The organism is Geodermatophilus sp. DSM 45219 (assembly GCF_900104025.1).
Lineage (GTDB): Bacteria > Actinomycetota > Actinomycetes > Mycobacteriales > Geodermatophilaceae > Geodermatophilus.
This window is the reverse complement of sequence record NZ_FNIQ01000005.1, coordinates 323,061-349,391: the sequence shown is the minus strand read 5'-3', so window position 1 is coordinate 349,391 and position 26,331 is coordinate 323,061. Positions and strand designations below refer to the sequence as shown.

The following is a 26,331-nucleotide window of genomic DNA, read 5'->3' as shown; positions in this document are numbered from 1 at the left end:
TGCGGCGTGGAGCGGGCAGCATGGACGCCGTCCCACAGCCCTAGTCCGAGGAGCACGCCGCCGGTGAGCGACGTCTGGCTGAACATCGTGATGGTCGTCGCCTTCGTCCTGGTCGGCGGCGCCTTCTCCGGGGCCGAGATCGCCCTGGTGTCCCTCCGCGAGTCGCAGGTGCGGGCCATGGCCGAGAACGGCGGCCGTCGGGGCAAGGCGGTGCAGCGGCTGCTCAGCGACCCCAACCGCTTCCTCGCCGCCGTCCAGGTCGGCGTCACCCTGGCCGGCTTCTTCTCCGCGGCGTTCGGTGCCAGCACGCTGTCCCAGCCGCTGGCGGCGTGGTTCGTGTCCCTCGGCATGGGCACGGGACTGGCCGACCCGTTGTCCTTCGTGCTGGTCACCATCGCGATCAGCTACCTGTCCCTGGTGGTCGGCGAGCTGACGCCCAAGCGGCTGGCGCTGCAGCGGGCCGAGGGCTTCTCGCTCCTGGTCGCCGCGCCGCTCAACGCCATCGCCACGCTCTCCCGCCCGGTCATCTGGCTGCTGTCGAAGTCGACGAACGTGCTGGTCCGCCTGGTGGGCGGGGACCCCAAGGCCAGCGGCGAGTCGATCAGCCAGGAGGAGCTGCGCGACCTGGTCTCGGCTCACGAGTCGCTGAGCTCCGACGAGCGGCGGCTCATCGGCGAGGTGTTCCGCGCCGGTGACCGCGAGGTCCGCGAGGTCATGACACCGCGCACCGAGGTCGACTTCCTCGAGGCGTCGATGACCGCCAGCCGCGCGGCCAAGCAGGTGCACGACTCCAGTCACTCGCGCTACCCGGTGGTCGGCCGTGACGAGGACGACGTCCTGGGCTTCGTGCACGTGCGCGACCTGTTCCTGCCCAACCACCCGGCCGGCCGGGCCGCGACCGTCGGCGGCCTGGTCCGCGAGGTGAAGCGGCTGCCGGGCACCGCCGGCGTCCTCACCGCCCTGTCGGAGATGCGGCGGGAGAACCAGCACCTGGCGATCGTCGTCGACGAGTACGGGGGGACCGACGGCATCGTCACCCTCGAGGACCTCATCGAGGAGGTCATCGGGGAGATCTACGACGAGTACGACGAGGACGTGGTCGAGGGCGGCGACCAGCGGCCCGGCGGACCGCACGAGGTCGACGGCCTGCTCAACCTCGACGACTTCCGCGAGGTGACCGGCGTGCAGCTGCCCGAGGGCCCGTACGAGACCGTCGCCGGCTACGTGCTCGCCGAGCTCGGCCGGCTGCCCGTCGCGGGCGACACCGTGGAGGTCGAGGGGCGCACGCTCACCGTGCTCGAGCTCGACGGACGGCGGATCGCGCGGATCTCGGTCAGCAGTGCCCCGCAGCCCGAGGTCGACCCGGCGCAGGTCTCGACCCAGACCATCGGCGGCTAGCGCGCGGCCCTCAACGGCCGCTCTGCAGGGGCCCGCCGCGAGCCTGCGAGTGGTGGGGGGCAGAGGGGTCCTTCAACTCCCACGCGTCGCGGACGATGCCGGCCAGGTCGGTGTGCCGCGGCGTCCAGCCGAGGTCCGCGCGGATCCGGTCGCTGGAGGCGACCAGCTGCGCGGGGTCCCCGGCCCGGCGCTCGCCGACGACGACCGGGACGGGGTGCCCGGTGACCTCGCGGACGGCGTCGATCACCTGCTGCACCGAGAACCCGGTCCCGTTGCCCAGGTTGTAGACCCGGTGCTCGCCCGGGGACGGCGCGGGCAGCGCGAGCAGGTGCGCGTCGCTGAGGTCCTCGACGTGGATGTAGTCGCGGATGCAGGTGCCGTCCGGCGTCGGGTAGTCCTCGCCGTAGACGGTCAGGTGCTCCCGCTGCCCGGCCGCCACCTGCAGGGCGATCGGGATGAGGTGGGTCTCGGTGGTGTGCCGCTCACCCAGCCCGTACGCGGCGCCGGCGACGTTGAAGTAGCGCAGGCTCACCGCCGCGAAGTCGTACGCGGTGGCGTACGAGGTCAGCATCGTGTCGACGGCGAGCTTGGTGGCGCCGTAGGTGTTGGTCGGCCGGGTGGGGGCGTCCTCGCGGATCGGCACCTGCTCGGGCTCGCCGTAGGTCGCCGCGGTCGAGGAGAAGACGATCCGGCGGCAGTCGGCCGCCCGCATGGCCTCCAGCAGCGCCAGCGTGCCGGTGACGTTGGTGTCCCAGTAGACCCCCGGCTCGACCTGCGACTGGCCGACCAGGCTCTTGGCCGCGAAGTGCAGCACCGCCTCGGGCCGGACGTCGGCCAGCACGGGCCTGGAGTCGTGCAGCGAGGCCTGCACCAACCGGGCCCCCGACGGCACCGCGTCGGCGTGCCCGGTCGAGAGGTCGTCGAGCACGGTCACCTCGTGCCCGCCCTCGAGGAGGGCGGCCGTGACTACGCTGCCGATGTAGCCGGCCCCACCGGCGACGAGAACGCGCATGCGCCCCACCCTAGATCCGCGTGCGGGACCCCACCGGCGCGACGCGGGCGCGGTCAGGAGGAGCGGACGTGGTCAGCGCACGACCGGCGGTGCAGCAGTTGCCCGCCTACCGGCCCGGGCGCAACCCGGCCGACCTCGCCCGGGAGATCGGCGTCGAGCGGGCGGTCAAGCTGGCCAGCAACGAGGTCGCGTTCCCGCCGCTGCCGGCCGTCGTCGAGGCGCTGGCCGCCGCGGCCGCCGAGACCCACCGCTACCCGGACAACGGCGCGGTCGTCCTCACCGCCGCGCTCGCCGAGCGCTACGGCGTCGACCCCGCCCAGGTCGTCCCCGGCTGCGGCGCGGTGATGCTCTGCCAGCAGCTGGCCCAGTCGTTCAACGACCCCGGTACGTCCATCGCGTTCGCCTGGCGGTCCTTCGAGATGTACCCGCTGCTGGCCCAGGTGGCCGGCGCGCGGTCGGTCCAGGTGCCGCTCGTGCCCGGCCGCCCCGGCGGCCCGGCCGACACCCACGACCTCGAGGCGCTGGCCGCCGCCGTCGACGAGACCACCCGGGTGGTCTTCGTGTGCAACCCGAACAACCCCACCGGGACGGCGGTCCGCCGCGCCCCGCTGGAGCGGTCCCTGGACGCCGTCCCCGCCGACACCCTCGTCGTCCTCGACGAGGCGTACCGGGAGTTCGTCACCGACCCCGACGTCCCCGACGGGCTGGAGCTGATGCGCGGGCGGCCCAACGTCGCGGTGCTGCGCACCTTCTCCAAGGCCTGGGGGCTGGCCGGCCTGCGGGTCGGCTACCTGGTCGCGGAGGACCCGGCCGTCGCCGACGCCGTCCGCCGCACGCACGTGCCGTTCAGCGTCTCCACGCTGGCGCAGGCCGCGGCGGTCGCCGCGCTGGCCAGCGAGGACGAGGTGCGCCGGAGGTGCGCCGCGGTGACCGCCGAGCGGGAGCGGCTCACCGGCGCCCTGCGCGAGCGCGGCCTGGACGTCTCCGACAGCCAGGCCAACTTCGTCTGGCTGCCGGTGGGGGAGCAGGCCACCGGCCTGGCGGCCGCGCTGGAGGCGCGTGCGGTCATCACCCGGCCCTTCGCCGGGGACGGGATCCGGGTCACCGTCGGCACGCCGGAGGAGGACGACGTCTTCCTCGCCGCGCTCGACGTGGCGCGGTCGGCCGCGGCCCCCGCGTGACCCGCCGACGGTGACGAGGACGTTCGGGACGCCCGACCCCCGGCCCCGGGATCGGCTGGTTTGATGGCGGGCGTGCCTCTTCCCCGTGTCCTCTCCGGCATCCAGCCGACGGCGGGTTCCTTCCACCTGGGGAACTACCTGGGGGCGCTGCGGCAGTGGGTGGAGCTGCAGGACTCGGCCGAGGCGTTCTACTGCGTCGTCGACCTGCACGCGGTGACCGTCCCGCAGGACCCGGCGGAGCTGCGCCGCAACACCCTCGTCTCGGCGGCCCAGCTGCTCGCCCTGGGCGTCGACCCGGCGCGCAGCGCGCTGTTCGTGCAGAGCCACGTGCCCGAGCACGTGCAGCTGTCCTGGGTGCTGGAGTGCCTGACCGGCTTCGGCGAGGCCAGCCGGATGACCCAGTTCAAGGACAAGAGCCAGCGCGAGGGCACCGGCGGTGCCTCGGTCGGGCTGTTCACCTACCCGGTGCTGCAGGCGGCGGACATCCTGCTCTACCAGGCCGACCAGGTGCCGGTGGGTGAGGACCAGCGCCAGCACCTCGAGCTCACCCGGGACCTCGCCACCCGCTTCAACAGCCGCTTCGGGCCGACCCTCACCGTCCCCAGCACCGTGATGCCCCCCGGCGCGGCCAAGGTCCTCGACCTGCAGTCGCCGGAGAAGAAGATGAGCAAGAGCCTGCCCCCGGCCGGCTGCGTCTTCCTGCTCGACGACCCCAGGGTGACCGCCAAGAAGATCCGCTCCGCGGTGACCGACACCGGCCGCGAGGTCGTCGCCGACCCGGAGGCCAAGCCCGGGGTGACCAACCTGCTCACCATCCACAGCGCGCTGTCCGGCCGCAGCACCGCCGAGCTCGAGGAGCACTTCGCCGGCCGCGGCTACGGCGACCTGAAGAAGGAGCTCGCCGAGGTGGTCACCGACGTGCTCACCCCGGTCCGCGAGCGCACCCAGGAGCTGCTCGACGACCCCGCCGAGCTGCAGCGCGTCCTGGCGCAGGGGGCCGCCCGGGCCCGCGAGGTCGCCGCGCGCACCGTCGCCGACGTCTACGACAAGGTCGGCTTCCTCCCACCGGCCGGGACGCCGGCGTGAACGACGACACCTTCGTCCCGCGCAGCCGCAGCGCCGCGCGGACCGCCGTCCTCGGCGTGGTCGTGCCCATCCCGGAGCCGTGGTCGCAGCTGTTCGTCGACTGGCGGGCCAAGGTCGGCGACCCGCAGGCCCTCGCCGTACCCCCGCACGTCACGCTGCTGCCGCCCACCGAGGTGCCCGTCGCCCACCGCGCGGAGATCAGCGAGCACCTGGCCGAGGTCGCCCGCACGCACCCGCCGTTCGACATGCACCTGTCCGGCACCGGCACGTTCGCGCCGGTCTCCTCGGTCGTGTTCGTCGCCGTCGCCCGCGGCATCGGCAACTGCGAGCTGATCGCCAACGACGTCCGCCGCGGCCCGCTCGCCCGGTCGCTGTCCTACCCGTACCACCCGCACGTGACCGTCGCCCACGACGTCACCCCGGACATGCTCGAGCTGGCCTACTGCGGCCTGGCCGACCTGTCGGCGGAGTTCCGCGTGGAGCACTTCACGGAGTTCGAGCAGACCCCCGACGGCGCGTGGGCGATCGCCCGCGAGTACCCCCTCACCGGCCCGCCGCACTGAAAGGACCCTCCTGTCCCCCACCCCTCGTAGAAGGACCCCGTCCTCCCCACCCTTCGCAGGCTCAGGGCGGGACCCGGGACGGGGCCGGCGGGCCCCTGGAGGGTGGCCGATCCGGCACGTCACCGGGGCCGGGGCGCGCACCGCGCGGTCTGCCCGCAGACTCGGGCGGTGAGTGCCACCCGGACCGACCGGCCGGCTCCCGCGCCCGCCGGGGACCAGCCCCCCGGCGGCCGCTGGTCGCGGGTCACGCAGCTGCCCGGCCGCTGGCAGGCCCGGGTGGACCGGCTGCGCCGCCGGCTCCCGTGGTTCGACCACCTGGCCCGGGCCGGCGGCCGCTACCAGCGCACCCAGGGTGACCTGATGGCCGCGGGCGTCACCTACTTCGTCTTCCTCGGCCTGGTGCCGGTGCTGCTGCTGGTCGCGTCGGTGATCGGGCTGGTGCTCGCGGGCAACGAGCTGCTGCAGCAGGAGCTCGTCACCGCCATCCGCGACAGCTTCCCCGGCCCGACCGGGCGGGAGATCGTCGGTGAGCTGCGCGGGGCGGTCGGCTCCGCCGGCGTCGTCGGGGTCATCGGCCTGGTCGGGTTCCTCTACGCCGGGCTGCGTGCCATGGACAAGCTGCGCCTGGGGATGGAGCGCATCTGGAGGGGCCGGGTCGAGGAGCCGGAGTTCCTCCGCGACAACCTGCAGGACCTGCTGGCGCTGGCCGCCTTCGGCGGTGCGGGCCTGGTCAGCCTGGGCCTCACCGGCACGGTCACCCAGGCCACCGACTGGGCGCTGGCCGCACTCGGCCTGGACGACGCCCCGGGCCTGTTCGTGCTCACCGCGGCACTCGGGCTGGGCCTGGCCGTGGCCACCGACGTCGTCGTCTTCCTCTGGCTGCTCAAGGTGGTGCCCGCCACCGCCCACCCGCTGCGCCGGCTGCTGCCCGGCGCGCTGTTCGGTGCGGCCGGTTTCGAGGTCATGAAGCTGCTGGGCAGCCTCTACCTGTCGCTCATCTCCGGCAGCGTCACCGCGTCGGCCTTCGGCGGGGCGGTCGGCATCCTCATCTGGATCAACGTCGTCTGCCGGTTCGCCTTCTTCACCGCCGCCTGGACGGCGACCCTGCCCGGCGTGCAGGGCGACGCCCGCGTGGTGGCCGAGGGCGCCGACCCGGTGGTCCCGCCGGCGGACGGCCGGCCCGCGCCGGCCCGCTGACGACGGCGCTCAGCCGCCGGACCGGCGCCGTACGCCCACCAGCGTGGCGACGGCGACGCCCGCGCAGACGACGGCCAGCCCCACCGGCAGCAGCAGCGGCTGCCCACCCCGCGCGACCGGGAGGGGCGCCGGTGGCGCGGCGCCGTCCGGGAGCCGGGGCGCCGGTGGCTCCGGCGGCGGTGGCGGGACGTCGGCTGCCGAGTCGACGAGCCGGCCCACGCCGGCCGTCCCGGCCGGGACGGCGAAGCCCCACTCGAGCAGCAGGGCGGCCTGGTCGGCGGCCCGCAGCGGCACGTTCTCGGTGCCCATCACGCTGACCACCAGCCGCCGCCCGTCGCGCTCGGCGGCGGTGACGTAGGTGTGCCGCGCCGCGTCGGTGAACCCGGTCTTGCCGCCCAGGTTGCCCGGGGTGCCGGCGAGCGGGTTCTCGTTCTGGATCTGGAAGCCGGGGGAGCGGCCCTCGACCGCAGGCAGCTGCGCGACCGGCGTCTGCAGCAGCGCGACCGCGGCCGGGTCCTCGACCAGCCGGCGGAAGACCAGCGCCAGGTCGTACGGCGAGGAGGTCTGCCCGGCGACGTCCAGCCCGGACGGCGACCCCGCCACGGTGTCGTACGCGCCGAGCCCGGCCGCGACCTCGTTCATGGCGCGCACGGTGAGCCCGGTGCCGCCCGCGGCGCGGGCCAGGGCGCCGGCCGCGTCGTTGCCCGACTGCATGACCAGCGCCTGGAACAGCAGCTCGACCGTGTACCTCCCGCCGGCCACCATCCCCACCCGGCTGCCCTCGACGGCCTCGTCCTCGACCGTGCCCTCGACGACCTCCGCGGGATCCAGCAGCGGCAGCAGGGTGAGCAGGGTCAGGGCCTTCAGCGTGCTGGCGGGGTAGTAGCGGCCGTGCGGGTCGCGGGCGCCCAGCACCGCGCCGCTGCCGGCGTCGGCCACCAGCCAGCCGGGGGCGAGGACCCCGGCCGGCAGCGGGGCAGCCGCCTCGGAGACGACGGTGCCGCGGGTGTCCAGCCCCTCGCCGCCGACCGTGACGCCGCCGGGCCCGCTGCCCTGGGGCGGGCCGCCGGGCGCCGGTGCGGTGGGCGTGGGGGCCGACGGGTCGGCCGTCGGCCGGGCCTCCTCCGCGGTGGCCGGGCCGGCGCCGCCGACCAGCAGCCCGGCGGTCAGGAGCGCGGCGACCAGCCCCACCGCTCCGCGTCGTCGCACGGTCGCACGGTCGCACGCTAGCCCTGGCCGGTCCGGGGACCGCGTGGCACGCGGCACCGCGCTCCCGGCGTTCGCAACGATCGCGTCTCAACCTCCCGCACGGGGTGCGGCCCGGTCGCGGTCCGCGGCTAGCGTGCGCTGGTCGCGTGCTGGGGGACCGGCGTCCGCCGGCAGTTCCGCGCGATACCGACCCACCGGGGCGGGCCGCCTCGTCCGTGCGGCCCGTCCCCCCAGAGAGGAGACCGTCTTGCGCCGAGCGCGGAAGATGAAGGCCAGCGCCCGGGCCATGGCGTTGCTGCTGGCCGGCAGCATGGCCCTGGCGGCCTGTGCCAGCGACGAGCCCGCCGCCGAGGGCGGCGGCGAGGGCGGCGGCGGCGCCGCGGCCGAGGAGCTGCGCGTCGGCCTGGCCTACGACACCGGCGGCCGCGGTGACCGGTCGTTCAACGACTCGGCCTACACCGGTGCCGCGGCGGCCACCGACGCCCTCGGCGGCGAGCTCCAGGAGCTCAGCCCCAACGACGACGCCTCCAACCGGGCCGACCTGCTCGTCCAGCTCGCCGAGCAGGGCTTCAACCCGGTCATCGCCGTCGGCTTCAACTACGACGACGTCATCGCCGAGGTCGCCCCGCAGTTCCCCGACACCACCTTCGCGCAGGTCGACGGCTCCAACGCCGACGGCGCCAAGGGCGACAACGTCACCGGGCTGATCTTCGCCGAGGAGGAGGGTTCCTTCCTCGCCGGCGTCGCGGCCGCGCTGAAGAGCGAGAGCGGCCGCGTCGGCTTCGTCGGCGGCGTGGAGAGCCCGCTGATCGAGAAGTTCGAGGCCGGCTACGTCGCCGGCGCGCAGGCGGTGAACCCGCAGATCACCGTCGACCGGCAGTACATCTCGCCGGCCGGTGACTTCTCCGGCTTCAACGACCCCGCCCGCGGCCAGATCGTCGCCCAGGGCATGTTCGACGGCGGGGCCGACATCGTCTACCACGCGGCCGGCGGGTCGGGTCTGGGCGTCTTCCAGGCCGCCGCTGCCTCCGGCAACCGGGCGATCGGTGTCGACTCCGACCAGTACCTGACGGTCAGCGACCCGGCGCTGCAGGCCGTGATCATGACGTCGATGCTCAAGCGGGTCGACAACGCGGTCGAGGGCTTCATCAACGACTACGCGGAGGGCAACGTCGAGGGCGCCACCGACGTCCTCAACGACCTGTCCACCGAGGGCATCGACCTGGCCACGTCGGGCGGCTTCATCGACGACATCCAGAGCGAGATCGACCAGTACAAGCAGCAGATCATCGACGGCACCGTCACGGTCCCGACCACGATCGAGTGACGCCCGTGCGGGTGTCCCCGCACGGTTGGACCACCCTGCGACGCGGGCCCGGGCGCCAGACGCCCGGGCCCGCGGTGCTCGGCGGCGCCCCGGACTCGGCCGGGCGCCCCCGGGTGGGGCACCATACCCACGGCCCGAGACCCCGGCGGTGCGGCCGATCCCGCCCCGCCGGTGCCATTCCAGTGACCTCCCGCCCACCGGCGGGTCCACAGCGAGGAGATGCCGGCATGGCCCCAGCAGACTCGCCAGCCGACGGGCAGGGGACGGCGGGAGGGGACGCCCCGCTGGCCGTCGAGCTGCGCCGGATCACGAAGCGCTTCCCGGGCGTGGTGGCCAACAGGGACATCGAGCTGCGGGTCCGCCGCGGCGAGGTGCACGCCATCGTGGGCGAGAACGGCGCCGGCAAGTCGACGCTGATGAAGACGCTCTACGGCGAGCACCGCCCCGACGAGGGCGAGGTCCTCGTCGACGGCCGTCCGGTCCAGTTCCGCAGCCCGGCCGACGCCATCGCGGCGGGCATCGGCATGGTCCACCAGCACTTCATGCTGGCCGACAACTTCACCGTCCTGGAGAACGTCGTCCTGGGCAGCGAGCCGACGAAGCGCGGCCGGCTGGACGTCGCCGAGGCCCGGCGCCGGATCACCGACATCTCCGACCGCTACTCCCTGGGGCTCGACCCCGACGCGCTGGTCGAGGACCTCGGGGTCGGCGACCGGCAGCGCGTCGAGATCGCCAAGGTGCTCTACCGCGACGCCCGCATCCTCATCCTCGACGAGCCGACCGCCGTCCTGGTGCCGCAGGAGGTCGACGAGCTGTTCGGCAACCTCGCCGAGCTCAAGCGCGAGGGCCTGACGGTCATCTTCATCTCCCACAAGCTCGACGAGGTGCGCCGGGTCGCGGACTCCATCACCGTCATCCGGCGCGGCACCACCGTCGGCACGGCCGACCCGCGGACGACGACGGCCAAGCAGCTGGCCGAGCTGATGGTCGGCGCGGAGCTGCCCACGCCGGAGACGCGCGAGTCCACCGTGCGGGACACCCCGGTGCTGCAGCTGGTCGACGTGACGGTCACCGACGCGGGCGAGCGCCCCGTGGTGGACGACGTCACGCTGACCGTGCGGGAGGGTGAGGTCGTCGGCATCGCCGGCGTCGAGGGCAACGGCCAGGCCGAGCTCGTCGACGCGATCATGGGGTTGCGCCCGCTGGCCGCGGGGCGGGTGCTGCTCGGGACGGACGACGTCACCGCGTGGAGCACCCGCGCCCGGCGGGAGGCCGGCGTCGGGTTCATCCCCGAGGACCGGCACCGCCAGGGCATGCTGCTCGACGCGCCGCTGTGGGAGAACCGCATCCTCGGCCACCAGACGCGGCCGCCGGCGGTGAAGGGCCCCTTCATCGACCGCCGCGGCGCCCGCGCCGACACCGCCCGCATCATGCGCGAGTACGACGTCCGCGCGCCCGGGCCGGACACCCTCGCCGTGGCTCTGTCCGGCGGCAACCAGCAGAAGCTGATCGTCGGCCGCGAGATGAGCGCGGAGCCGCGGCTGCTGGTCGCCGCGCACCCGACCCGCGGCGTCGACGTCGGCGCGCAGTCGGTCGTCTGGGAGCTGCTCAAGGACGCCCGCGCCGAGGGCCTGGGCATCGTGCTGATCTCCGCGGACCTCGACGAGCTGATCGGCCTGTCCGACACCCTGCACGTCATGCTGCGCGGCCGGCTGGTCGCGACCCTCGACCCGGGCCGGGTCACCCCCGAGGAGCTCGGCGGGCACATGACCGGGGCGCGGACGACGGCGGGTGCGTCGTGAGCGGGCCGGCGAGCCCACCGACGGGCGCAGCACCGCGGGGCACGAGGCCGACGGGTGCCGGCGAGGAGGACTCGTGACCGGCCTCGCCCGGCGGGTGGGCCTGTCGCTGTTCGGGCCCCTCCTCGCCGTCCTCGTCGCGCTGGTCATCTCCGCGCTGGTCATCGCCCTCATCGGGGAGGACCCGATCGCGGCCTTCCGCGTGATGGTCGACCTCGGCGACAGCCCCTCGCAGCAGGTCCAGTCGATCGTGGTGGTGCTCAACCGGGCGGTGCCGCTGTTCCTGGCCGGCCTCGCCGTGGCCGTGGCCTTCCGGATGGGCCTGTTCAACATCGGCGTCGAGGGCCAGTACCGGCTGGCCACCGTCCTGGCCGCCGCGGTCGGGGCCGCCGTCGTCCTGCCCGCCCCGCTGCACCTGTTGGTGATCGTGGTCGTGGCGATGGTGGTCGGCGCCCTGTGGGCCGGGATCGTCGGCGTGCTCAAGGTGACCCGCGGCGTGAGCGAGGTCATCAGCTCGATCATGCTCAACTTCATCGCGCTGGGGCTGGCGTCCTACCTGCTCACCGGCCCGCTGCGCGGCAGCCCACCCGGCGCCTCGATCATCACGACCAGCGAGATCCCCGGGTCCGGTCGCGTGCCGAGCCTCAACGGGCTGCTCACCGGGCTGGGCCTGGCCGAGCCGCGCAGCGGCCTCTACGGCTTCCTGCTGGTCGCGATCGTGGTCGGCGTCGTCGTCGCCGTGCTGCTCAAGCGCACCCGCTTCGGCTTCGACCTGCGCGCCACCGGCCTGTCGCCCTCGGCGGCCACCGCCAGCGGCGTCGACGCCCGGGGCATGGTCGTGAAGACGATGCTGATCTCCGGCGCGATCGCCGGGCTGATCGGCCTGCCCGACCTGCTGGGGTCCCAGTACGACTACGGCACCGAGTTCACCGCCGGGCTGGGCTTCCTCGGCATCGCCGTGGCGCTGCTGGGCCGCAGCGCGCCACTGGGCATCGCGCTGGCCGCGCTGCTGTTCGCCTTCCTCGACCGGGCCGCGCTGCCGCTGCAGTTCGCCGACATCCCGTCCTCGGTCGTGACGATCATCCAGGGCACGATCGTGCTCGCCGTCGTCATCGCCAACGAGGTCGCCCGGCGGCTGGCGCTGCGCTCCGCCGAGCGGGCCGGCGCCTCCGCCGGCCCGGACAGCGGCGTCGGCGACGGCGGGACACCCCCGCCCACGAGTCCGGACGGCGGACAGCGGGTCCGCGCCGGTGTCCCGGGGGACCCGCAGGGAGCGCAGGCATGAGCACCACGGCACCGAGCCGCACCGAGCAGCCCAGCCGCGGCCCCCTGACCGACCTGCTCACCGGCGGTGGCCGCGCGCGACGCGTCGTGTGGCTGCTCGTCGGCCTGTGGCTGCTGTTCTCGCTGGTCCGGGTCGTATCGGGGGAGCGGGAGCTCACCTCGTCCTCGACCCTGTCCGCGGCGCTGCTGCTCGCCGTCCCCATCGGCCTCGCGGCCCTCGGCGGGCTGTGGTCCGAGCGCGCGGGCGTGGTCAACATCGGGCTCGAGGGGATGATGATCCTCGGCACCTGGGGTGCCGGCTGGGCCGGCTACCAGTGGGGCTGGGTCGGCGCGGTCGTCGGCGGGGTGGTCTTCGGCGCCGCCGGCGGCCTGCTGCACGCGATCGCCACGGTGACCTTCGGCGTCGACCACGTGGTCTCCGGCGTCGCGATCAACATCCTCGCCGAGGGCGTCGTCCGCTTCCTCTCCGAGCTGCTGTTCACCGAGGACACCGGCGGCGGCCCGACGCAGTCACCGGCACTGGCCAGCGACCCGCCGTCCTTCTCGCTGCCGCTGCTCTCCTCCGGGCCGGACCTGCTGGGCGACCTGGAACGCCAGGACTGGTTCCTGCTCAGCGACCTCGCCGGCCTGCTGCGCGGGCTCACCAGCGGCGTCGGCCTGCTGACCCTGCTCGCCGTCCTGCTGGTCCCGGCGTCCTACCTGCTGCTGTGGCGCACCGCCTTCGGCCTGCGGCTGCGCTCGTGCGGCGAGAACCCGGCCGCGGCGGACTCCCTCGGCGTCCCGGTCTACCGGCTGAAGTACCTCGCCGTCATCGTCTCCGGCGCGCTGGCCGGCCTGGGCGGGGTCTTCCTCGTCTTCGTCGCGGGCATCTACCGCGAGGGCCAGACCGGCGGCCGCGGCTTCATCGGCCTGGCCGCGCTGATCTTCGGCAACTGGCGGCCCGGCGGGCTGGCGGCCGGCGCGGGCCTGTTCGGTTTCGCCGACGCCCTGCAGCTGCGCAGCCAGACCGCGGTGGTGGCCCTGCTGCTGCTCATCGCCGTCCTGCTGGCCGCGGTGGCGGTCCACCAGGCGATGCGGCGCAAGGTGGTGCAGGCGGTCCTCGCCGCCGCCTTCGCCGTCGCGGCGCTGGTCGGCTTCCTCACCATCGAGGAGCTGCCCGAGGGCATCGTCTTCTTCACCCCGCACCTGACGACGCTGCTGGTGCTGTCGCTGGCCTCCCAACGGCTGCGCCCACCGAAGGCCGACGGGCTGGTCTACCGACGAGGAGAGCACTGACCGTGCCGCAGATCGACTGGGAGGCGCTGCGCGCGGCCGCCCGGGAGGCGATGACCCACGCCTACGCGCCGTACTCGCGGTTCCCCGTGGGGGTGGCCGGGCTGGTGGACGACGGCCGGGTGGTCACCGGCTGCAACGTGGAGAACGCCTCGTACGGGCTGGGCCTGTGCGCCGAGTGCGGGATGGTCAGCGACCTCGCCCGCACCGGTGGCGGGCGGCTGGTGGCGGTGGCCTGCGTCGGCGGTGACGGGCAGCCGCTGATGCCCTGCGGACGCTGCCGTCAGCTGCTGTGGGAGCACGGCGGCGCCGAGATGCTCATCGAGACCGTGTCCCTGGGGATCGTGCCGATGCGCGAGGTGCTGCCCGACGCGTTCGGTCCCGACGACCTGGTGAAGGCGGCCGCGCGGTGACCTTCGACGCGATCGACGTCATCCGCACCAAGCGGGACGGCGGGCAACTCTCGCCCGAGCAGGTCCGCTGGGTGATCGACGCCTACACCCGCGGCGCGGTGCCCGACGAGCAGGTGAGCGCGCTGCTGATGGCGGTGTTCTTCCGCGGCATGGCGCCCGAGGAGCTCGCCGTCTGGACCCGGGCGATGATCGACTCCGGCGAGCGCAAGGACCTCTCCTCGCTCGGCCGGCCCACCGCCGACAAGCACTCCACCGGGGGCGTGGGCGACAAGACCACGCTGCCCCTGGCGCCGCTGGTGGCCGCCTGCGGGGTGGCGGTGCCGCAGCTGTCCGGCCGCGGGCTCGGCCACACCGGCGGGACGCTGGACAAGCTCGAGGCGATCCCGGGCTGGCGGGCCGATGTCCACGAGGAGGCCTACCTGGCGCAGCTGCGCGAGGTGGGCGCGGTCATCTGCGCGGCCGGCAACGACCTGGCGCCCGCGGACAAGAAGCTCTACGCGCTGCGCGACGTCACCGGCACGGTCGAGTCGATCCCGCTGATCGCCAGCTCGATCATGAGCAAGAAGATCGCCGAGGGCGCCGACGCGCTGGTGCTGGACGTGAAGACCGGCTCCGGTGCGTTCATGAAGGACCCCGACGCCTCCCGCGAGCTGGCCCGCACGATGGTCGGCCTGGGGGAGGCGGCCGGCGTGCACACGGTGGCGCTGGTGACGGCGATGGACCGGCCGCTGGGCCGCGCCGCCGGCAACGCCGTCGAGGTGGCGGAGTCGGTGGAGGTGCTGGCCGGGGGTGGTCCGGCCGACGTCGTCGAGCTGACCCTGGCCCTGGCCCGGGAGATGCTGGCCGGCGTCGGACGCCCCGACGTCGACCCCGCCGACGCCCTCCGGGACGGGCGGGCCATGGACGTCTGGCGCCGGATGATCGCCGCGCAGGGCGGCGACCCGGACGCGCCGCTGCCGCAGCCGGGGGAGAGGCACGTGGTGACCGCGCCGGCCACCGGCACGCTCACCCGGCTGGACGCCTACGCCCTCGGTGTGGCCGCCTGGCGGCTGGGTGCCGGGCGGGCGCGCAAGGAGGACCCGGTGTCCGCGTCCGCCGGCGTCACCTGGACCGCCGGGGTGGGGGAGCAGGTCGTCGCCGGGCAGCCGCTGCTGGAGCTGCACACCGACGACGCCGCCCGCATCCCGCGGGCGCTGGAGGCGCTGGAGGGAGCGGTCGGCGTCGACACCGGCGAGCAGCCCCTGCCACTGCTCCTCGACCGCATCACCGCCGGCTGACCCGCTGCGCGCCGGCCCGCGGCGATCGGAGACCCGACCGCGACCCTCGTCCCCGGCCTCGGCGGAGGAGCCGGTGAGGGGGTCGACGGTGACCACCGTCGACGGGGGAGACTGTGTCCTCGTGAGCAGCACGCCCGTGCCCGTGGTGGCCGACAACCGGCCCCGGCCCGGTGACCCGCTCGACCCGGACGCCGCGATCTCGGTCCGCGGCCTGGTCAAGCGCTACGGCGACCGGACGGCCGTCGACGGGCTGGACCTCGACATCCGCCGCGGCGAGATCTTCGCGCTGCTGGGTCCCAACGGCGCCGGCAAGACCACCACGGTCGAGGTGCTGGAGGGCTACCGGACGCGGGACGGCGGCGAGGTCAGGGTGCTGGGCGTCGACCCGGCCAGGGGCGGACGCCGCTGGAAGGCCGACCTGGGCATCGTGCTGCAGTCCGGCGCGGGGGACAGCCAGCTGTCGGTCCGCGAGGTGCTGCAGGCCCGGGCCTCGTACTACGCCGAGCCGCGCGACCCCGACGAGGTGCTCGAGCTGGTCGGCCTCACCGAGAAGGCCGGCGCCCGCGGCCGCACCCTCTCCGGCGGTCAGCGCCGGCGGCTGGACGTGGCGCTGGGCATCGTCGGCCGGCCGCGGCTGCTCTTCCTCGACGAGCCGACCACCGGCTTCGACCCCGAGGCCCGGCGGCAGTTCTGGGCGCTGATCCGCTCGCTGCGCGACCTCGGCACCACGATGCTGCTGACCACGCACTACCTCGACGAGGCCGAGGCGCTGGCCGACCGGGTGGGGGTCCTCGCCCGCGGGCAGCTGGCGGAGGTCGCCGTCCCCACCGCGCTCGGCGGGCGCGGCACCGCACCCGCCGTCGTCAGCTGGACCGAGGACGGCGTCCGGCGCACCGCCGAGACCACGACGCCGACCGCGTACGTGCGGGAGCTGGCCGCCCGCTTCCCCGGCGAGGTGCCCGGCCTGACCGTGGCACGCCCCACGCTCGAGGACGTCTACCTGAAGATGATCGGACAGGACCTCGAGGGAGCGAGCGCCAGCGAGCGAGGAGCGGAGCGAGCGGCCTCGCGGAGCGAGGAGACGTCACCGTGACCGCCGCCGCCCCGGAGCGCACCGCGCTGCCCTCCTTCGGCCGGGTCTTCCTCACCCGCGCCGGCGTCGAGCTCAAGGAGTTCTTCCGCCAGCGGGAGTCGGTGGTCTTCACCCTCGCCTTCCCGGTGATCCTGCTGCTGGGTCTGGGCGCGGTCCTCGACTACGACCTCGGCGCGGGCGTCGACTTCCCGCAGTACTTCATGGCCGGGGTGATCACCGCCGGCATCGTCGGCGCCAGCCTGCAGAACATGGCGATCCACATCGCCGCCGAGCGCTCCGACGGCACGCTGAAGAGCCTCCGCGGGACGCCGATGCCGGCCAGCGCCTACTTCGTCGGCAAGGTCGTGCAGGTGCTCGCGGTGGCGGTCGCGACCATCGTGCTGCTGCTGCTCGTCGGCGTCCTCGTGTACGGCATCGAGCTGCCCTCGGGCACCGACTGGCTGACCTTCGCCTGGGTGTCGGTGCTCGGGGCGGCGGCGTGCACGCTGCTCGGCATCGTCGTCTCCACGCTGGCCCGCAACGGCCGCTCGGCGTCGGCGACGGTCACCCCCATCGCGCTGGTGCTGGAGTTCGTCTCGGGCGTCTTCATGCCCTTCGACCAGGTCCCCGGATGGCTGCAGGACGTCGCCGCGGTCTTCCCGGTCAAGTGGCTCGCGCAGGGGCTGCGGTCGGTGTTCCTGCCCGAGGAGCTGGCTGCCCGCGAGCCCGCCGGGTCGTGGGAGCTGGGCACCGTCGCGCTGGTGCTCGGCCTGTGGTGCGTCGCCGGCCTGGTGCTGTGCGCCCTGACCTTCCGCTGGCAGGACCGCGAGGGTTGAGCACGTCGTGGGCCTGCCGGCCGGGACCGCGGCCGGGTGCCGTCCCCGCTCACGCTGGGTTCCTCGATAACGTCTCACCGTGCCCGCACCGCTGAACGCCGACTCGATCCGCCGCGCGCCCAAGGTCCTGCTGCACGACCACCTGGACGGCGGTCTGCGGCCGCAGACGGTGCTCGAGCTCGCCGACGAGGCCGGCTACCGCGACCTCCCGGCCGGGGACGCCGAGGCGCTGGGCCGCTGGTTCCGGCAGGCCGCCGACTCCGGCTCGCTGGTGCGCTACCTGGAGACCTTCGCGCACACCGTCGCGGTGATGCAGCGCCCCGAGGCGGCCGCCCGGGTGGCCCGCGAGTGCGCCCTCGACCTCGCCGCCGACGGGGTCGTGCACGCCGAGGTGCGCATGGCGCCGGAGCTGATCACCGAGGGCGGCATGCGGATCCAGGAGGCCGTCGAGGCCATCCTCGACGGGTTCGCCAAGGGCAGCGCCGAGGCCGCCGCGCAGGGCACCCCGATCACGGTCGGCACGCTGCTGTGCGCCATGCGGCAGGACGACCGGTGGGACGAGGTGGCCGAGCTGGTGGTCCGCCACCGCGACGACGGGGTGGTCGGCTTCGACCTGGCGGGTCCGGAGATCGGCTTCCCGCCCGACCGGCTCCCCTCGGCGATCGCGCTGCTCGACCGCGCCGGCGCGCACCGCACCGTGCACGCCGGCGAGGCGGCGGGCATCGACAGCATCGTCGCCGCGCTGGACGGCGCCCGCGCCGAGCGCCTCGGCCACGGGGTGCGGATCGCCGACGAGGTGGCCGGGGACGGCGCCCTCGGTCCGGTGGCGCAGCGGGTGCTGGACCAGCAGGTGCCGCTGGAGGTCGCGCCGTCGTCCAACGTGCAGACCGGCGCCTACCCCTCGCTGGCCGCCCACCCGGTCGGCCGGCTGCACCGCCTGGGCTTCGCGGTCACGGTCAACACCGACAACCGGCTGATGAGCGGCGTGTCGGTGTCCAGCGAGCTCACCGACGTGGCGCGGCAGTTCGGCTGGGACTGGGACGACGTCCAGACGGTCACCGAGCGGGCGCTGGCGGCCGCGTTCCTGCCCGACGACGAGCGGGCCCGGCTGCTGGCCGACGTCGTCCGCCCGGGGTACGCGGCGCTGCGAGCCTGATCACGGCCGGAATGCGGCGGCGGCCTGCGCTGCTACGGTGGGGGTACCGGCAGTCGCCGGTCATCCTCTCCGGACGGTCCGTCCGGGCAGAAGCGCATCCGTGCAGATCCGCAGCGTCTCCTGACGTCGTGATCGCCAGTGAGGACGCCGATCGACGGTGTCCGCGCACCACCACGGGACGCGCGCCGAGAAGCATCGGAGTCCCACACCCGCATGACCACGTTCGACACTGTCGACGTCCAGACCACCCCTGAGACCGCCGAGGTCGAGGCCCCCACCGGGCCGACCTTCGCCGAGCTGGGCCTGCCCCAGCAGCTGGTGACCGCGCTCGAGCGGCGCGGCATCCGGCACCCGTTCGCCATCCAGGCCTCCGCCCTGCCCGACGCCCTCGCCGGGCGCGACGTGCTGGGCAAGGCCGCCACCGGCTCGGGCAAGACGCTGGCCTTCGGCCTGCCGCTGCTCGCCCGCCTGGGCGAGACCGCCCGGCGCGGCCCGCGTGCCCCGCGCGCGCTGGTGCTCGTGCCGACCCGCGAGCTCGCCCAGCAGGTCTTCGACAACCTGGCACCCCTGGGCCAGTCGATCGGCGTCCAGCTGACCACCGTCTACGGCGGTGCCTCGATGTACCGGCAGATCCAGCAGCTGCGCCGCGGCGTGGACGCCGTCATCGCCACCCCCGGCAGGCTGCAGGACCTGATCAGCCAGGGTGAGGTCACCCTCGACGAGGTCTCCGTGACCGTCATCGACGAGGCCGACTTCATGTCCGACCTCGGCTTCCTGCCGGTCGTGCAGGAGCTGCTCGACCAGACCCGCCCCGACGCCCAGCGGCTGCTGTTCTCGGCCACGCTGGACGGCGAGGTGGACACCCTGGTGCGCCGCTACCTCAAGGACCCGGCGCGGCACGAGGTCAAGCGCGCCGGGGACGACGCGCCGCCGGCCGAGCACCTGGCCTACAGCATCGCCTTCCGCGACAAGGTGCCGGTGACCGAGCAGCTCGCTGCCCGCCCGGGCCGGACGCTGGTCTTCGTGCGCACCCAGCTCGGCGCCGACCGCCTCGCGAGCAACCTGCAGGCCGCCGGCATCAAGGCCGAGGCCATCCACGGTGGGCTGCCGCAGGGCGCCCGTCGTCGGGCGCTGGAGGCGTTCACCGACGCCCGCAGCCCGGTGCTGGTCGCCACCGACGTCGCCGCCCGCGGCATCCACGTCGACGACGTCTCGCTGGTCGTGCACTACGACCCGCCGGCTGACCACAAGACCTACCTGCACCGCTCGGGCCGCACCGCCCGCGCCGGCGCCGGCGGTGTCGTGGTCTCCCTGCTGCTGCCCGACCAGGTCGGCCAGGCCAAGCGCCGGTTCCGCCAGGCGAAGATCGAGCCGGAGGTCTCCCGGGTCCGCCCGGGCGACGCCCCGATCGCCGAGCTCGTCGCCAGCGGCGTGCACGTCGAGCCGGTGGAGCGCCCGGTGCGAGAGTCCCGTCGTCCCTCGGGTGGCCCCGGTGGCCGGCGTCCCCGACGGGACGGCGAGCGTCCGCGTCGCGACGGTGACCGCCCGCGTCGTCCCCACGGGGACCGGCCGCGCCGGGACGGCGACCGCCCGGCCTACGGCGACCGCCCGGCGTTCGGCGAGCGGTCCTTCGGCTCGGGCGAGCGTCGTCCCAGCCAGTACCGCGGTCAGGGCCGGCGGCCCGCAGCCGACTGAGGAAGGACCCCTCGCCCCCCACCGCTCGCGAGCTCGCGGCGGGGCCCTGCGAGGGGGCCGACACGGCAGCGGCCGGTCCCGGATGCCCGGGGCCGGCCGCTGCCGTTCGTGGTGGGTGTGATGTGCCGCCTGTCTCCCGCCACCGCACCCCCCCGGCTGTTGATCATGGGGTTGTCGCTCGCGGACGCGCTGCTGCCGGCGTGTCCAGCGGCAACGACCCCATGATCGACTCGGGGTGGGAGGTGACCTGAGGGCGGCCTCTCTCAGTCGCGGAAGACCAGCGCCCCGCTCACCGCGGTGACGACCTCGTCCCACACCGGGCGCAGCGCCGCGCCGTCCTCGGGCCGCAGCGGGGCGTCGGGCTCGCGCTCCGCACGGCCGACGGCCAGACCGAGCGGTGCGTCCGGCCGCAGCAGGTCGTCGACGCGGGTCAGGCCGGCGTACTCGGCGATGTCCCGGACGCCCTCGACCTGCTGGGAGAGCACGCCGTGGTCGACGAGCCCGGCGGCGCCGTTCGCGACCTCGGCCAGCGCCTCGCCGAGCTCGGTGAGGTCGTAGCGGTCCTGGTCGGCCGGCAGCGGCGCGGTGTCGGTGTCGGCGACCTCGGGCCAGGAGGCGATCTCGGTGAGGTCGTGCGGCTCGTCGCCGCGGACGAAGCGGGTCAGGTCCGCGGCGGAGGCGAACAGGAAGACCTCGCCGTCGCGGCCCAGGAAGCGGGCCCGGTCCTCGACGTAGCAGCGCAGGGTGAGGCCGGCGCCCTCCGGGACCACGACCTCCACCGGCAGGATGCCGACGGCCTCCCAGAACTGCGCGGCCTTCGCCACCTCAGCGGGCGCGGCGGCGATCCGGCCGGGCCGGGCGATGGTGCTCACGCCGGCCGCCGCAGCGGACGCGGTCGCGCCACCCGCCGCGCGGCCCGCCGGGACGGCGTCCTCGTCCTCGTCGTCCTCGAACTCGTCGTCCTCCTCGGCCGCCGAGGGGTAGGCGTCGAGGGCGACGGTGCCGCCGCCGGTCCAGTCCAGGTGCGCGCCCAGCTCCTCCAGGACGTCCTCCCACAGGTCGTCGAGGGCGGCTCCGACGCCGACCCACGCGTCTTCGCCCGAGCGGCCGAGGAAGGCCTCCACGCCGAGGCCGAGCGAGCCGACCTCGGGCCGGGAGACCAGCTCGGCGAGCGCGCCGAACTCCCCGCCGCGCGACACCTCGCCGCCGGGCCGGCGTTCCAGCTCGATGTCGTCGTCCTCGACGTCCCGCCCGTCGTCGGGATCGGTCAGCTCGTCGTCGTCCCCGGTGTCCTCGCCGGTGTCCAGGCACTCGGCCAGCCGGGTGACGATGTCGATGTCGGCCGCCAGCTCCTCGACCGCCCAGCGGTCGGGGTTCTCCGCGGCGATGTCGTAGACGCCGTCGAGGTCGTAGCGGTGGTCGTCGTCCGGGGTCAGGTCCGGCGCGCCCAGCCCGACCACGACCGGCCAGACCGGGTGGTCGGAGAGGTCGTGGTCGGTGCGGGTGCGGCAGAACGCGGCCAGCGCCGCCGGCGTCGGGAAGAGGTGCACGCGGGCCCGGTCGTCCTCGGTGGTGCCGAGGAAGGCCTGCCACTCCTCACCGTCCTCCTCCCACGGTGGAGCCCACAGGGTGAAACCGGTTCGGTCGTCGATGGTGAGGGCGATGGGGACGATGCTGGGCCGAGCCACGGGCCCATCCTGCCCGATGGGAACGTGCCGGAACGTCCGCCCTCCAGGGCCCGCGCCGAGGGTGCGATGCGTGGGGAGGAGGACGGTCCTCCGTCACAGGCCGATCGGGTGCCAGGAGGAGGACCCCGTCCTCCGCGAGCTCAGGACGGGGCCGTTCACAGCCCGATGGGGTGCCACACCGTCTTCGTCTCCAGGAACGGCGTCAGCCGGGTCAGGCCCGGGTCGGCCGACCAGTCCGGCTCCTCGGGCGCCGGCCGCAGCACCCGCTTGATGCTGCCCGCGGCCAGGCGTTCGAGCTCCATGGCGCGGTCGGCGGGGGCGCCGGCGAGGTCGATGGCGTCGACGTCGTCGTGCTCGGCCAGCCAGGGCCCGATCTCCGCGGCGTCCCCGGTGAGCAGGTTGACCACCCCGCCCGGGACGTCGCTGGTGGCCAGCACCTCGCCGAGGGTGACGGCGGGCAGCGGCCGGGCCTTCGAGCTGACCACGACGGCGGTGTTGCCGCCGGCCAGCACCGGCGCCAGCACGCTGACCAGGCCGAGCAGCGAGGAGCGCTGCGGCGCGAGGACGGCGACGACGCCGGTGGGCTCGGGCAGCGAGAAGTCGAAGTACGGCCCGGCGACCGGGTTGGCCCCGCCGAGGACGGCGCCGAGCTTGTCGGTCCACCCGGCGTACCAGACCCAGCGGTCGATGGCGGCGTCGACGGCTGCCCGTGCCCGGGACGACGACAGGCCCTCGCCCGCGGCGACCTCCTCGCAGAACTGGGCGTGCCGGCCCTCCATCACCTCGGCGACCCGGTAGAGCACCTGGCCGCGGTTGTAGGCCGTGGCACCCGACCACTTCGCGAAGGCGCCGCGGGCCGCGACGACGGCGTCCCGGGCGTCCTTGCGCGAGGCCCAGGCGGCGTTGGCGAGGAACGCCCCCTTGGCGTCGGTGACCTCGTAGGTGCGGCCGGACTCCGAGCGCGGGAAGGCGCCGTTCACGTAGAGCTTGTAGGTCTTGCGGACGGCCAGACGGTCCGGACTCACTGGTCGCCGCCTCCACTGTCGGGTCGCTTCCGCGCGCGCTCCGCTGCTCGCTCGCCGGCGCTCGCTGCGATGCTCACTTGCTGTCAGCTCCCTCTAGGTACGCGGCCAGCCCGTGCCGGCCGCCCTCGCGGCCGTAGCCGGACTGCTTGTAGCCGCCGAACGGCGACGTCGGGTCGAACTGGTTGAACGTGTTGGCCCACACCACGCCGGCGCGCAGCCGGTCGGCGATCGCGAGGATCCGCGAGCCCTTCTCGGTCCAGATGCCGGCCGAGAGCCCGTAGGTGGTGTTGTTGGCCTTGGCCACGGCCTCGTCCGGCGTGCGGAAGGTGAGCACGGACAGCACCGGGCCGAACACCTCGTCGCGGGCGATCCGGTGGGCGGGGGAGACGTCGGTGAACACCGTCGGCGGGAACCAGAACCCGCGTTCGGGCAGCTCGCAGGCCGGCTGCCAGCGGTGCGCACCCTCGGCCACGCCGATGTCCGAGAGCTCCCGGATCCGGGCGAGCTGCTCGGCGGAGTTGATCGCCCCGACGTCGGTGTTCTTGTCCAGCGGGTCGCCCACGCGCAGCGTGCCGATGCGCCGCTGCAGCGAGGCGATGACCTCGTCGTGGACCGACTCCTGCACCAGCAGCCGGCTGCCCGCGCAGCACACGTGGCCCTGGTTGAAGAAGATGCCCTGCACGATCCCCTCGACGGCCTGGTCGATGGGGGCGTCGTCGAACACGATGTTGGCCGCCTTGCCGCCGAGCTCCAGGGTGAGCTTCTTGCGGGTGCCGGCGACGGCGCGGGCGATGGCGCGGCCCACCTCGGTCGACCCGGTGAACGCGACCTTGTCGACGTCCTCGTGCTCGACGACCGCACGGCCGGTGTCGCCGGCGCCGGTGACGATGTTGACCACGCCGGGCGGCAGGTCGGCCTGGCGGCAGACCTCGGCGAACAGCAGCGCGGTCAGCGGGGTGGTCTCCGCGGGCTTGAGGACGACGGTGTTGCCGGTGGCCAGCGCCGGGGCGACCTTCCACGCCAGCATCAGCAGCGGGAAGTTCCACGGGATGACCTGACCGGCCACACCGAGGGGCCGGGGGCCGGGGCCGAGGCCCGCCCAGTCCAGCTTGTCGGCCCAGCCCGCGTGGTAGAAGAAGTGCGCCGCGGCCAGGGGGACGTCGACGTCGCGGGACTCCCGGATCGGCTTGCCGTTGTCCAGCGACTCCAGGACGGCGAACTCCCGCGCCCGTTCCTGCAGCAGCCGGGCGATGCGGAACAGGTACTTGCCGCGGTCGGCCGGGCGCATCGGGCCCCACACGCGGGTGAACGCGCGGCGGGCGGCCCGGACGGCGCGGTCGACGTCCTCGGCCGTGCCGGTGGCGACCTCGGAGAGGACCTCCTCGGTCGCCGGGTTGATCGTCTTGAAGGGCGCGCCGGACCCGTCGACGAACTCGCCGTCGAGGAACAGGCCGTAGGACGGCGCGACGTCGACGATCGAGCGCGACTCGGGGGCGGGGGCGTAGTCGAACAGCTGTGTCATCAGTCGACGCTCACGTGGTCGGGGCCGGAGTAGTGGCCGGTGCGCAGCTTCTGCCGCTGCAGGAGCAGGTCGTTGAGCAGGCTGGAGGCGCCGAGGCGGAACCAGTCGGGGGAGAGCCAGTCGGGGCCGGCGACCTCGTTCACCAGCACGAGGTGCCTGATCGCGTCCTTCGTCGTCCGGATGCCGCCGGCGGGCTTGACGCCGACCTGCCGGCCGGTGGCGGCGCGGAAGTCGCGGACCGCCTCCATCATCACCAGGCACACCGGCAGCGTGGCCGCGGGGGAGATCTTGCCGGTGGAGGTCTTGATGAAGTCGCCGCCGGCGAGCATCGCCAACCAGGAGGCCCGGCGGACGTTGTCGAGCGTGACCAGCTCGCCGGTCTCGAGGATGACCTTGAGGTGCGCGTCCCCGCACGCCTCCTTCACCGCGACGACCTCGTCGAAGACGTCCAGGTAGCGCCCGGCGAGGAAGGCCCCGCGGTCGATGACCATGTCGATCTCGTCGGCCCCGTTGGCGACGGCGTCCCGCACGTCGGCGAGCTTGACCGCCCGGCTGGCGCGGCCGCTCGGGAAGGCGGTGGCGACGGCGGCGACGGAGATGCCGGTGCCGGCCAGGGCCTCCTTCGCGACGCCGGCCAGGTCGCCGTAGACGCAGACCGCGGCCACCGGCGGGCAGGAGGGGTCGGTGGGGTCGGGACGGCGGGCCTTGGCGGCCAGGCTGCGCACCTTTCCCGGGGTGTCGGCGCCCTCGAGCGTGGTCAGGTCGACCATGGAGATCGCGGTGTCGATCGCCCAGGCCTTGGCCGTGGTCTTGATCGACCGGGTGCCGAGCACGCCGACGCGCGCCTCCGCGCCGACCTGGTCCACCCCCGGCAGGCCGTGCAGGAAGGCCCGGAAGGCGGCGTCGGAACGGGTCACGTCGCGGTACGGCGCCGGGGGCTCGCGCCGCGGCGGGGTCTCCGCCGCCAACGCGTCGGTGTCGAGCACGTGGGTCATGCGGGCATTCTCCCTCGCCGCCGGGTGGAGCCCGAGGCCGCTCACCCTCCAGAGCCACCCTCGGTGGGCCGCAGCTCCTTGACCAGGTGCACCAGCTCGAGGCCGGGACGCACCCGCTCCCGGTGGCTCTCCACGTAGCCGTGCCGGCCGTAAAGCCGCAGGTTCGCGGTGCTGCGTGCTCCGGTGAAGAGGGTGGCCCGGGGCAGCCCGGTGGCCTGCTCCGCGGCGAGCAGCAGCCGGGTGCCGATGCCGTGCCCCTGCAGGTCGGGCGCGACGACGAGCCGGCCGACGTGCAGGACGCCGTCCCGCTCGCGGGTGCGCACCGCGCCGACCAGCCGACTGCCGGCTCTGGCGGCGAGGCAGCTACCGGTCGTCAACTCGTGCTCCAGCTCGGCGAGGGTCTGGACCAGCGCGGGCAGTCGGACGTCGTCGTAGAGCTGCGCCTCGGTGACGTAGGCGGCGCGCTGCAGCGTGAGCAGCTCGCCGGCCGCTCCCGGGGGGAGCGGCGTGAGGTCGACGGTGGGCACGGGCGGTCTCCTCGCGGAGGGTGGACCGGACGTGCGGGCGGCCCACCGCGGACAGGTGGGCCGGACGACGAGGGCAGCCACCTACAGGCGGCGCCACTCCCGGGTCGTCGTCACGCCGGGGATCGTGCCAGCGCCACCATCCCGGGTCCACCCGGCCGCTACGGTGTCGCGCGTGCAGCTCACCGTCGTCGACCACCCGCTGGCCCGTGCCCGTCTGACCCGCATGCGGGACGAGCGGACCGACAACGCGGCGTTCCGCGCGGCGCTGGCCGAGCTGACCCAGATGCTGGTCTACGAGGCCACCCGCGACCTGCCGATCGCCGAGGAGCCGATCACCACGCCGGTGACCGGCACCACCGGCTACCGGCTGGCCGCGCCGCCGCTGATCGTGCCGGTGCTGCGGGCCGGGCTCGGGATGGCCGACACCGCGCACGGGATGCTGCCGGAGTCGCAGATGGGCTTCGTCGGCCTGGCGCGCAACGAGCACACGTTCCAGCCCGAGGCCTACATGGCCTCGCTGCCGGCGTCCCTGGTGGACCGCGAGGTGTTCGTGCTCGACCCGATGCTGGCCACCGGCGGCTCGCTGGTGCACTGCTGCGGCCTGCTCACCGAGCGCGGCGCCACCTCGATCACCGTGCTCTGCGCGCTGGCCGCCCCCGAGGGGGTCCGCCGGCTGGAGGAGAGCGGGCTGCCGCTGCGGGTGTTCACCGCGTCGGTCGACGAGGGGCTCAACGACAAGGCCTACATCGTCCCGGGCCTCGGGGACGCCGGCGACCGCCAGTTCGGCGCGGTCTGAC

General features: G+C 74.6%; 23 protein-coding genes. 16 read left to right on the top strand and 7 right to left on the bottom strand.

Features of this window, described 5'->3' with window-relative positions; translation table 11 throughout:
• Positions 1 to 63: 63 nt before the first annotated feature.
• Complete coding sequence (locus BLR12_RS17285; protein WP_091380806.1) at positions 64 to 1,398, top strand: hemolysin family protein; 1,335 nt, start codon at positions 64 to 66, stop codon at positions 1,396 to 1,398.
• A gap of 10 nt (positions 1,399 to 1,408) precedes the next feature.
• Here the strand turns inward: BLR12_RS17285 and galE are convergent, their stop codons facing one another.
• Positions 1,409 to 2,410 carry a UDP-glucose 4-epimerase GalE gene (galE, locus tag BLR12_RS17280; RefSeq protein WP_255363586.1) on the bottom strand — a complete coding sequence of 334 codons (1,002 nt, stop codon included), beginning with the start codon at positions 2,408 to 2,410 and terminating at the stop codon, positions 1,409 to 1,411.
• Between the two features lie 68 nt (positions 2,411 to 2,478).
• Here galE and hisC point away from each other — a divergent pair, with 68 nt between their 5' ends.
• The 4 genes from hisC (at position 2,479) to BLR12_RS17260 (ending at position 6,437) form a co-directional block, all read left to right on the top strand.
• The gene (gene hisC / locus BLR12_RS17275; protein WP_091380804.1) at positions 2,479 to 3,591 is read left to right on the top strand and encodes a histidinol-phosphate transaminase; all 1,113 of its coding nucleotides are present in this window, start codon (positions 2,479 to 2,481) and stop codon (positions 3,589 to 3,591) included.
• 63 nt (positions 3,592 to 3,654) lie between these two features.
• On the top strand, positions 3,655 to 4,677 hold the full coding sequence (gene trpS, locus BLR12_RS17270; RefSeq protein ID WP_091380802.1) for a tryptophan--tRNA ligase: 1,023 nt from the start codon (positions 3,655 to 3,657) through the stop codon (positions 4,675 to 4,677).
• Positions 4,674 to 5,240: a 2'-5' RNA ligase family protein gene (locus BLR12_RS17265; protein ID WP_091380800.1), complete on the top strand. Its 567-nt coding sequence runs from the start codon at positions 4,674 to 4,676 to the stop codon at positions 5,238 to 5,240. Before trpS ends, BLR12_RS17265 begins: the two co-directional genes overlap by 4 nt.
• A 168-nt stretch (positions 5,241 to 5,408) precedes the next feature.
• Positions 5,409 to 6,437: a YihY/virulence factor BrkB family protein gene (locus BLR12_RS17260; RefSeq protein ID WP_091380797.1), complete on the top strand. Its 1,029-nt coding sequence runs from the start codon at positions 5,409 to 5,411 to the stop codon at positions 6,435 to 6,437.
• A gap of 9 nt (positions 6,438 to 6,446) precedes the next feature.
• On the opposite strand, the gene BLR12_RS17255 is transcribed toward BLR12_RS17260, so the two are convergent.
• Entirely contained in the window at positions 6,447 to 7,646 is a 1,200-nt protein-coding gene (locus BLR12_RS17255) for a D-alanyl-D-alanine carboxypeptidase family protein (protein ID WP_091380794.1), read from the bottom strand.
• 247 nt (positions 7,647 to 7,893) lie between these two features.
• On the opposite strand from BLR12_RS17255, the gene BLR12_RS17250 reads away from it, so the two are divergent.
• The 10 genes from BLR12_RS17250 (at position 7,894) to BLR12_RS17205 (ending at position 19,777) form a co-directional block, all read left to right on the top strand.
• The gene (locus tag BLR12_RS17250) at positions 7,894 to 8,973 is read left to right on the top strand and encodes a BMP family lipoprotein (protein ID WP_255363585.1); all 1,080 of its coding nucleotides are present in this window, start codon (positions 7,894 to 7,896) and stop codon (positions 8,971 to 8,973) included.
• Between the two features lie 227 nt (positions 8,974 to 9,200).
• Complete coding sequence (locus tag BLR12_RS17245) at positions 9,201 to 10,775, top strand: ABC transporter ATP-binding protein (RefSeq protein WP_091380788.1); 1,575 nt, start codon at positions 9,201 to 9,203, stop codon at positions 10,773 to 10,775.
• Positions 10,776 to 10,848: 73 nt separating this feature from the next.
• A complete protein-coding gene (locus BLR12_RS17240; RefSeq protein ID WP_091380786.1) occupies positions 10,849 to 12,057 on the top strand; it encodes an ABC transporter permease in 1,209 nt (402 codons plus the stop codon).
• Complete coding sequence (locus BLR12_RS17235) at positions 12,054 to 13,331, top strand: ABC transporter permease (protein WP_091380782.1); 1,278 nt, start codon at positions 12,054 to 12,056, stop codon at positions 13,329 to 13,331. The genes BLR12_RS17240 and BLR12_RS17235 overlap by 4 nt, the downstream gene beginning before the upstream one ends.
• Positions 13,328 to 13,741, top strand: a complete 414-nt coding sequence (locus BLR12_RS17230; RefSeq protein WP_091381256.1) for a cytidine deaminase — start codon at positions 13,328 to 13,330, stop codon at positions 13,739 to 13,741. Before BLR12_RS17235 ends, BLR12_RS17230 begins: the two co-directional genes overlap by 4 nt.
• Positions 13,738 to 15,018 carry a thymidine phosphorylase gene (locus BLR12_RS17225; protein WP_091380780.1) on the top strand — a complete coding sequence of 427 codons (1,281 nt, stop codon included), beginning with the start codon at positions 13,738 to 13,740 and terminating at the stop codon, positions 15,016 to 15,018. The genes BLR12_RS17230 and BLR12_RS17225 overlap by 4 nt, the downstream gene beginning before the upstream one ends.
• Before the next feature lie 121 nt (positions 15,019 to 15,139).
• Complete coding sequence (locus BLR12_RS17220; protein ID WP_255363583.1) at positions 15,140 to 16,111, top strand: ABC transporter ATP-binding protein; 972 nt, start codon at positions 15,140 to 15,142, stop codon at positions 16,109 to 16,111.
• Positions 16,108 to 16,926, top strand: coding sequence for an ABC transporter permease (locus BLR12_RS17215; protein ID WP_091380777.1), 819 nt, complete (start codon positions 16,108 to 16,110; stop codon positions 16,924 to 16,926). Before BLR12_RS17220 ends, BLR12_RS17215 begins: the two co-directional genes overlap by 4 nt.
• A gap of 79 nt (positions 16,927 to 17,005) precedes the next feature.
• Positions 17,006 to 18,082 (top strand): adenosine deaminase, encoded by a 1,077-nt coding sequence (locus tag BLR12_RS17210; RefSeq protein ID WP_091380776.1) that lies wholly within the window; start codon positions 17,006 to 17,008, stop codon positions 18,080 to 18,082.
• Between the two features lie 213 nt (positions 18,083 to 18,295).
• Positions 18,296 to 19,777 carry a DEAD/DEAH box helicase gene (locus BLR12_RS17205; RefSeq protein ID WP_091380773.1) on the top strand — a complete coding sequence of 494 codons (1,482 nt, stop codon included), beginning with the start codon at positions 18,296 to 18,298 and terminating at the stop codon, positions 19,775 to 19,777.
• Positions 19,778 to 20,040: 263 nt separating this feature from the next.
• Here BLR12_RS17205 and BLR12_RS17200 read toward each other — a convergent pair whose 3' ends face one another.
• The 5 genes from BLR12_RS17200 to BLR12_RS17180 form a co-directional block, all read right to left on the bottom strand.
• Positions 20,041 to 21,465: a hypothetical protein gene (locus BLR12_RS17200; protein WP_091380771.1), complete on the bottom strand. Its 1,425-nt coding sequence runs from the start codon at positions 21,463 to 21,465 to the stop codon at positions 20,041 to 20,043.
• A gap of 155 nt (positions 21,466 to 21,620) precedes the next feature.
• Positions 21,621 to 22,490, bottom strand: coding sequence for an aldehyde dehydrogenase family protein (locus tag BLR12_RS17195; RefSeq protein ID WP_091380769.1), 870 nt, complete (start codon positions 22,488 to 22,490; stop codon positions 21,621 to 21,623).
• 73 nt (positions 22,491 to 22,563) lie between these two features.
• Positions 22,564 to 24,012 (bottom strand): aldehyde dehydrogenase family protein, encoded by a 1,449-nt coding sequence (locus BLR12_RS17190; protein ID WP_218120714.1) that lies wholly within the window; start codon positions 24,010 to 24,012, stop codon positions 22,564 to 22,566.
• Positions 24,012 to 25,007, bottom strand: coding sequence for a deoxyribose-phosphate aldolase (gene deoC / locus BLR12_RS17185; protein ID WP_218120713.1), 996 nt, complete (start codon positions 25,005 to 25,007; stop codon positions 24,012 to 24,014). The genes BLR12_RS17190 and deoC overlap by 1 nt, the downstream gene beginning before the upstream one ends.
• Before the next feature lie 41 nt (positions 25,008 to 25,048).
• Positions 25,049 to 25,534, bottom strand: coding sequence for a GNAT family N-acetyltransferase (locus tag BLR12_RS17180; protein ID WP_091380767.1), 486 nt, complete (start codon positions 25,532 to 25,534; stop codon positions 25,049 to 25,051).
• 172 nt (positions 25,535 to 25,706) lie between these two features.
• Here BLR12_RS17180 and upp point away from each other — a divergent pair, with 172 nt between their 5' ends.
• The gene (gene upp, locus BLR12_RS17175) at positions 25,707 to 26,330 is read left to right on the top strand and encodes a uracil phosphoribosyltransferase (RefSeq protein ID WP_091381251.1); all 624 of its coding nucleotides are present in this window, start codon (positions 25,707 to 25,709) and stop codon (positions 26,328 to 26,330) included.
• The last annotated feature ends 1 nt before the right edge of the window (position 26,331 follow it).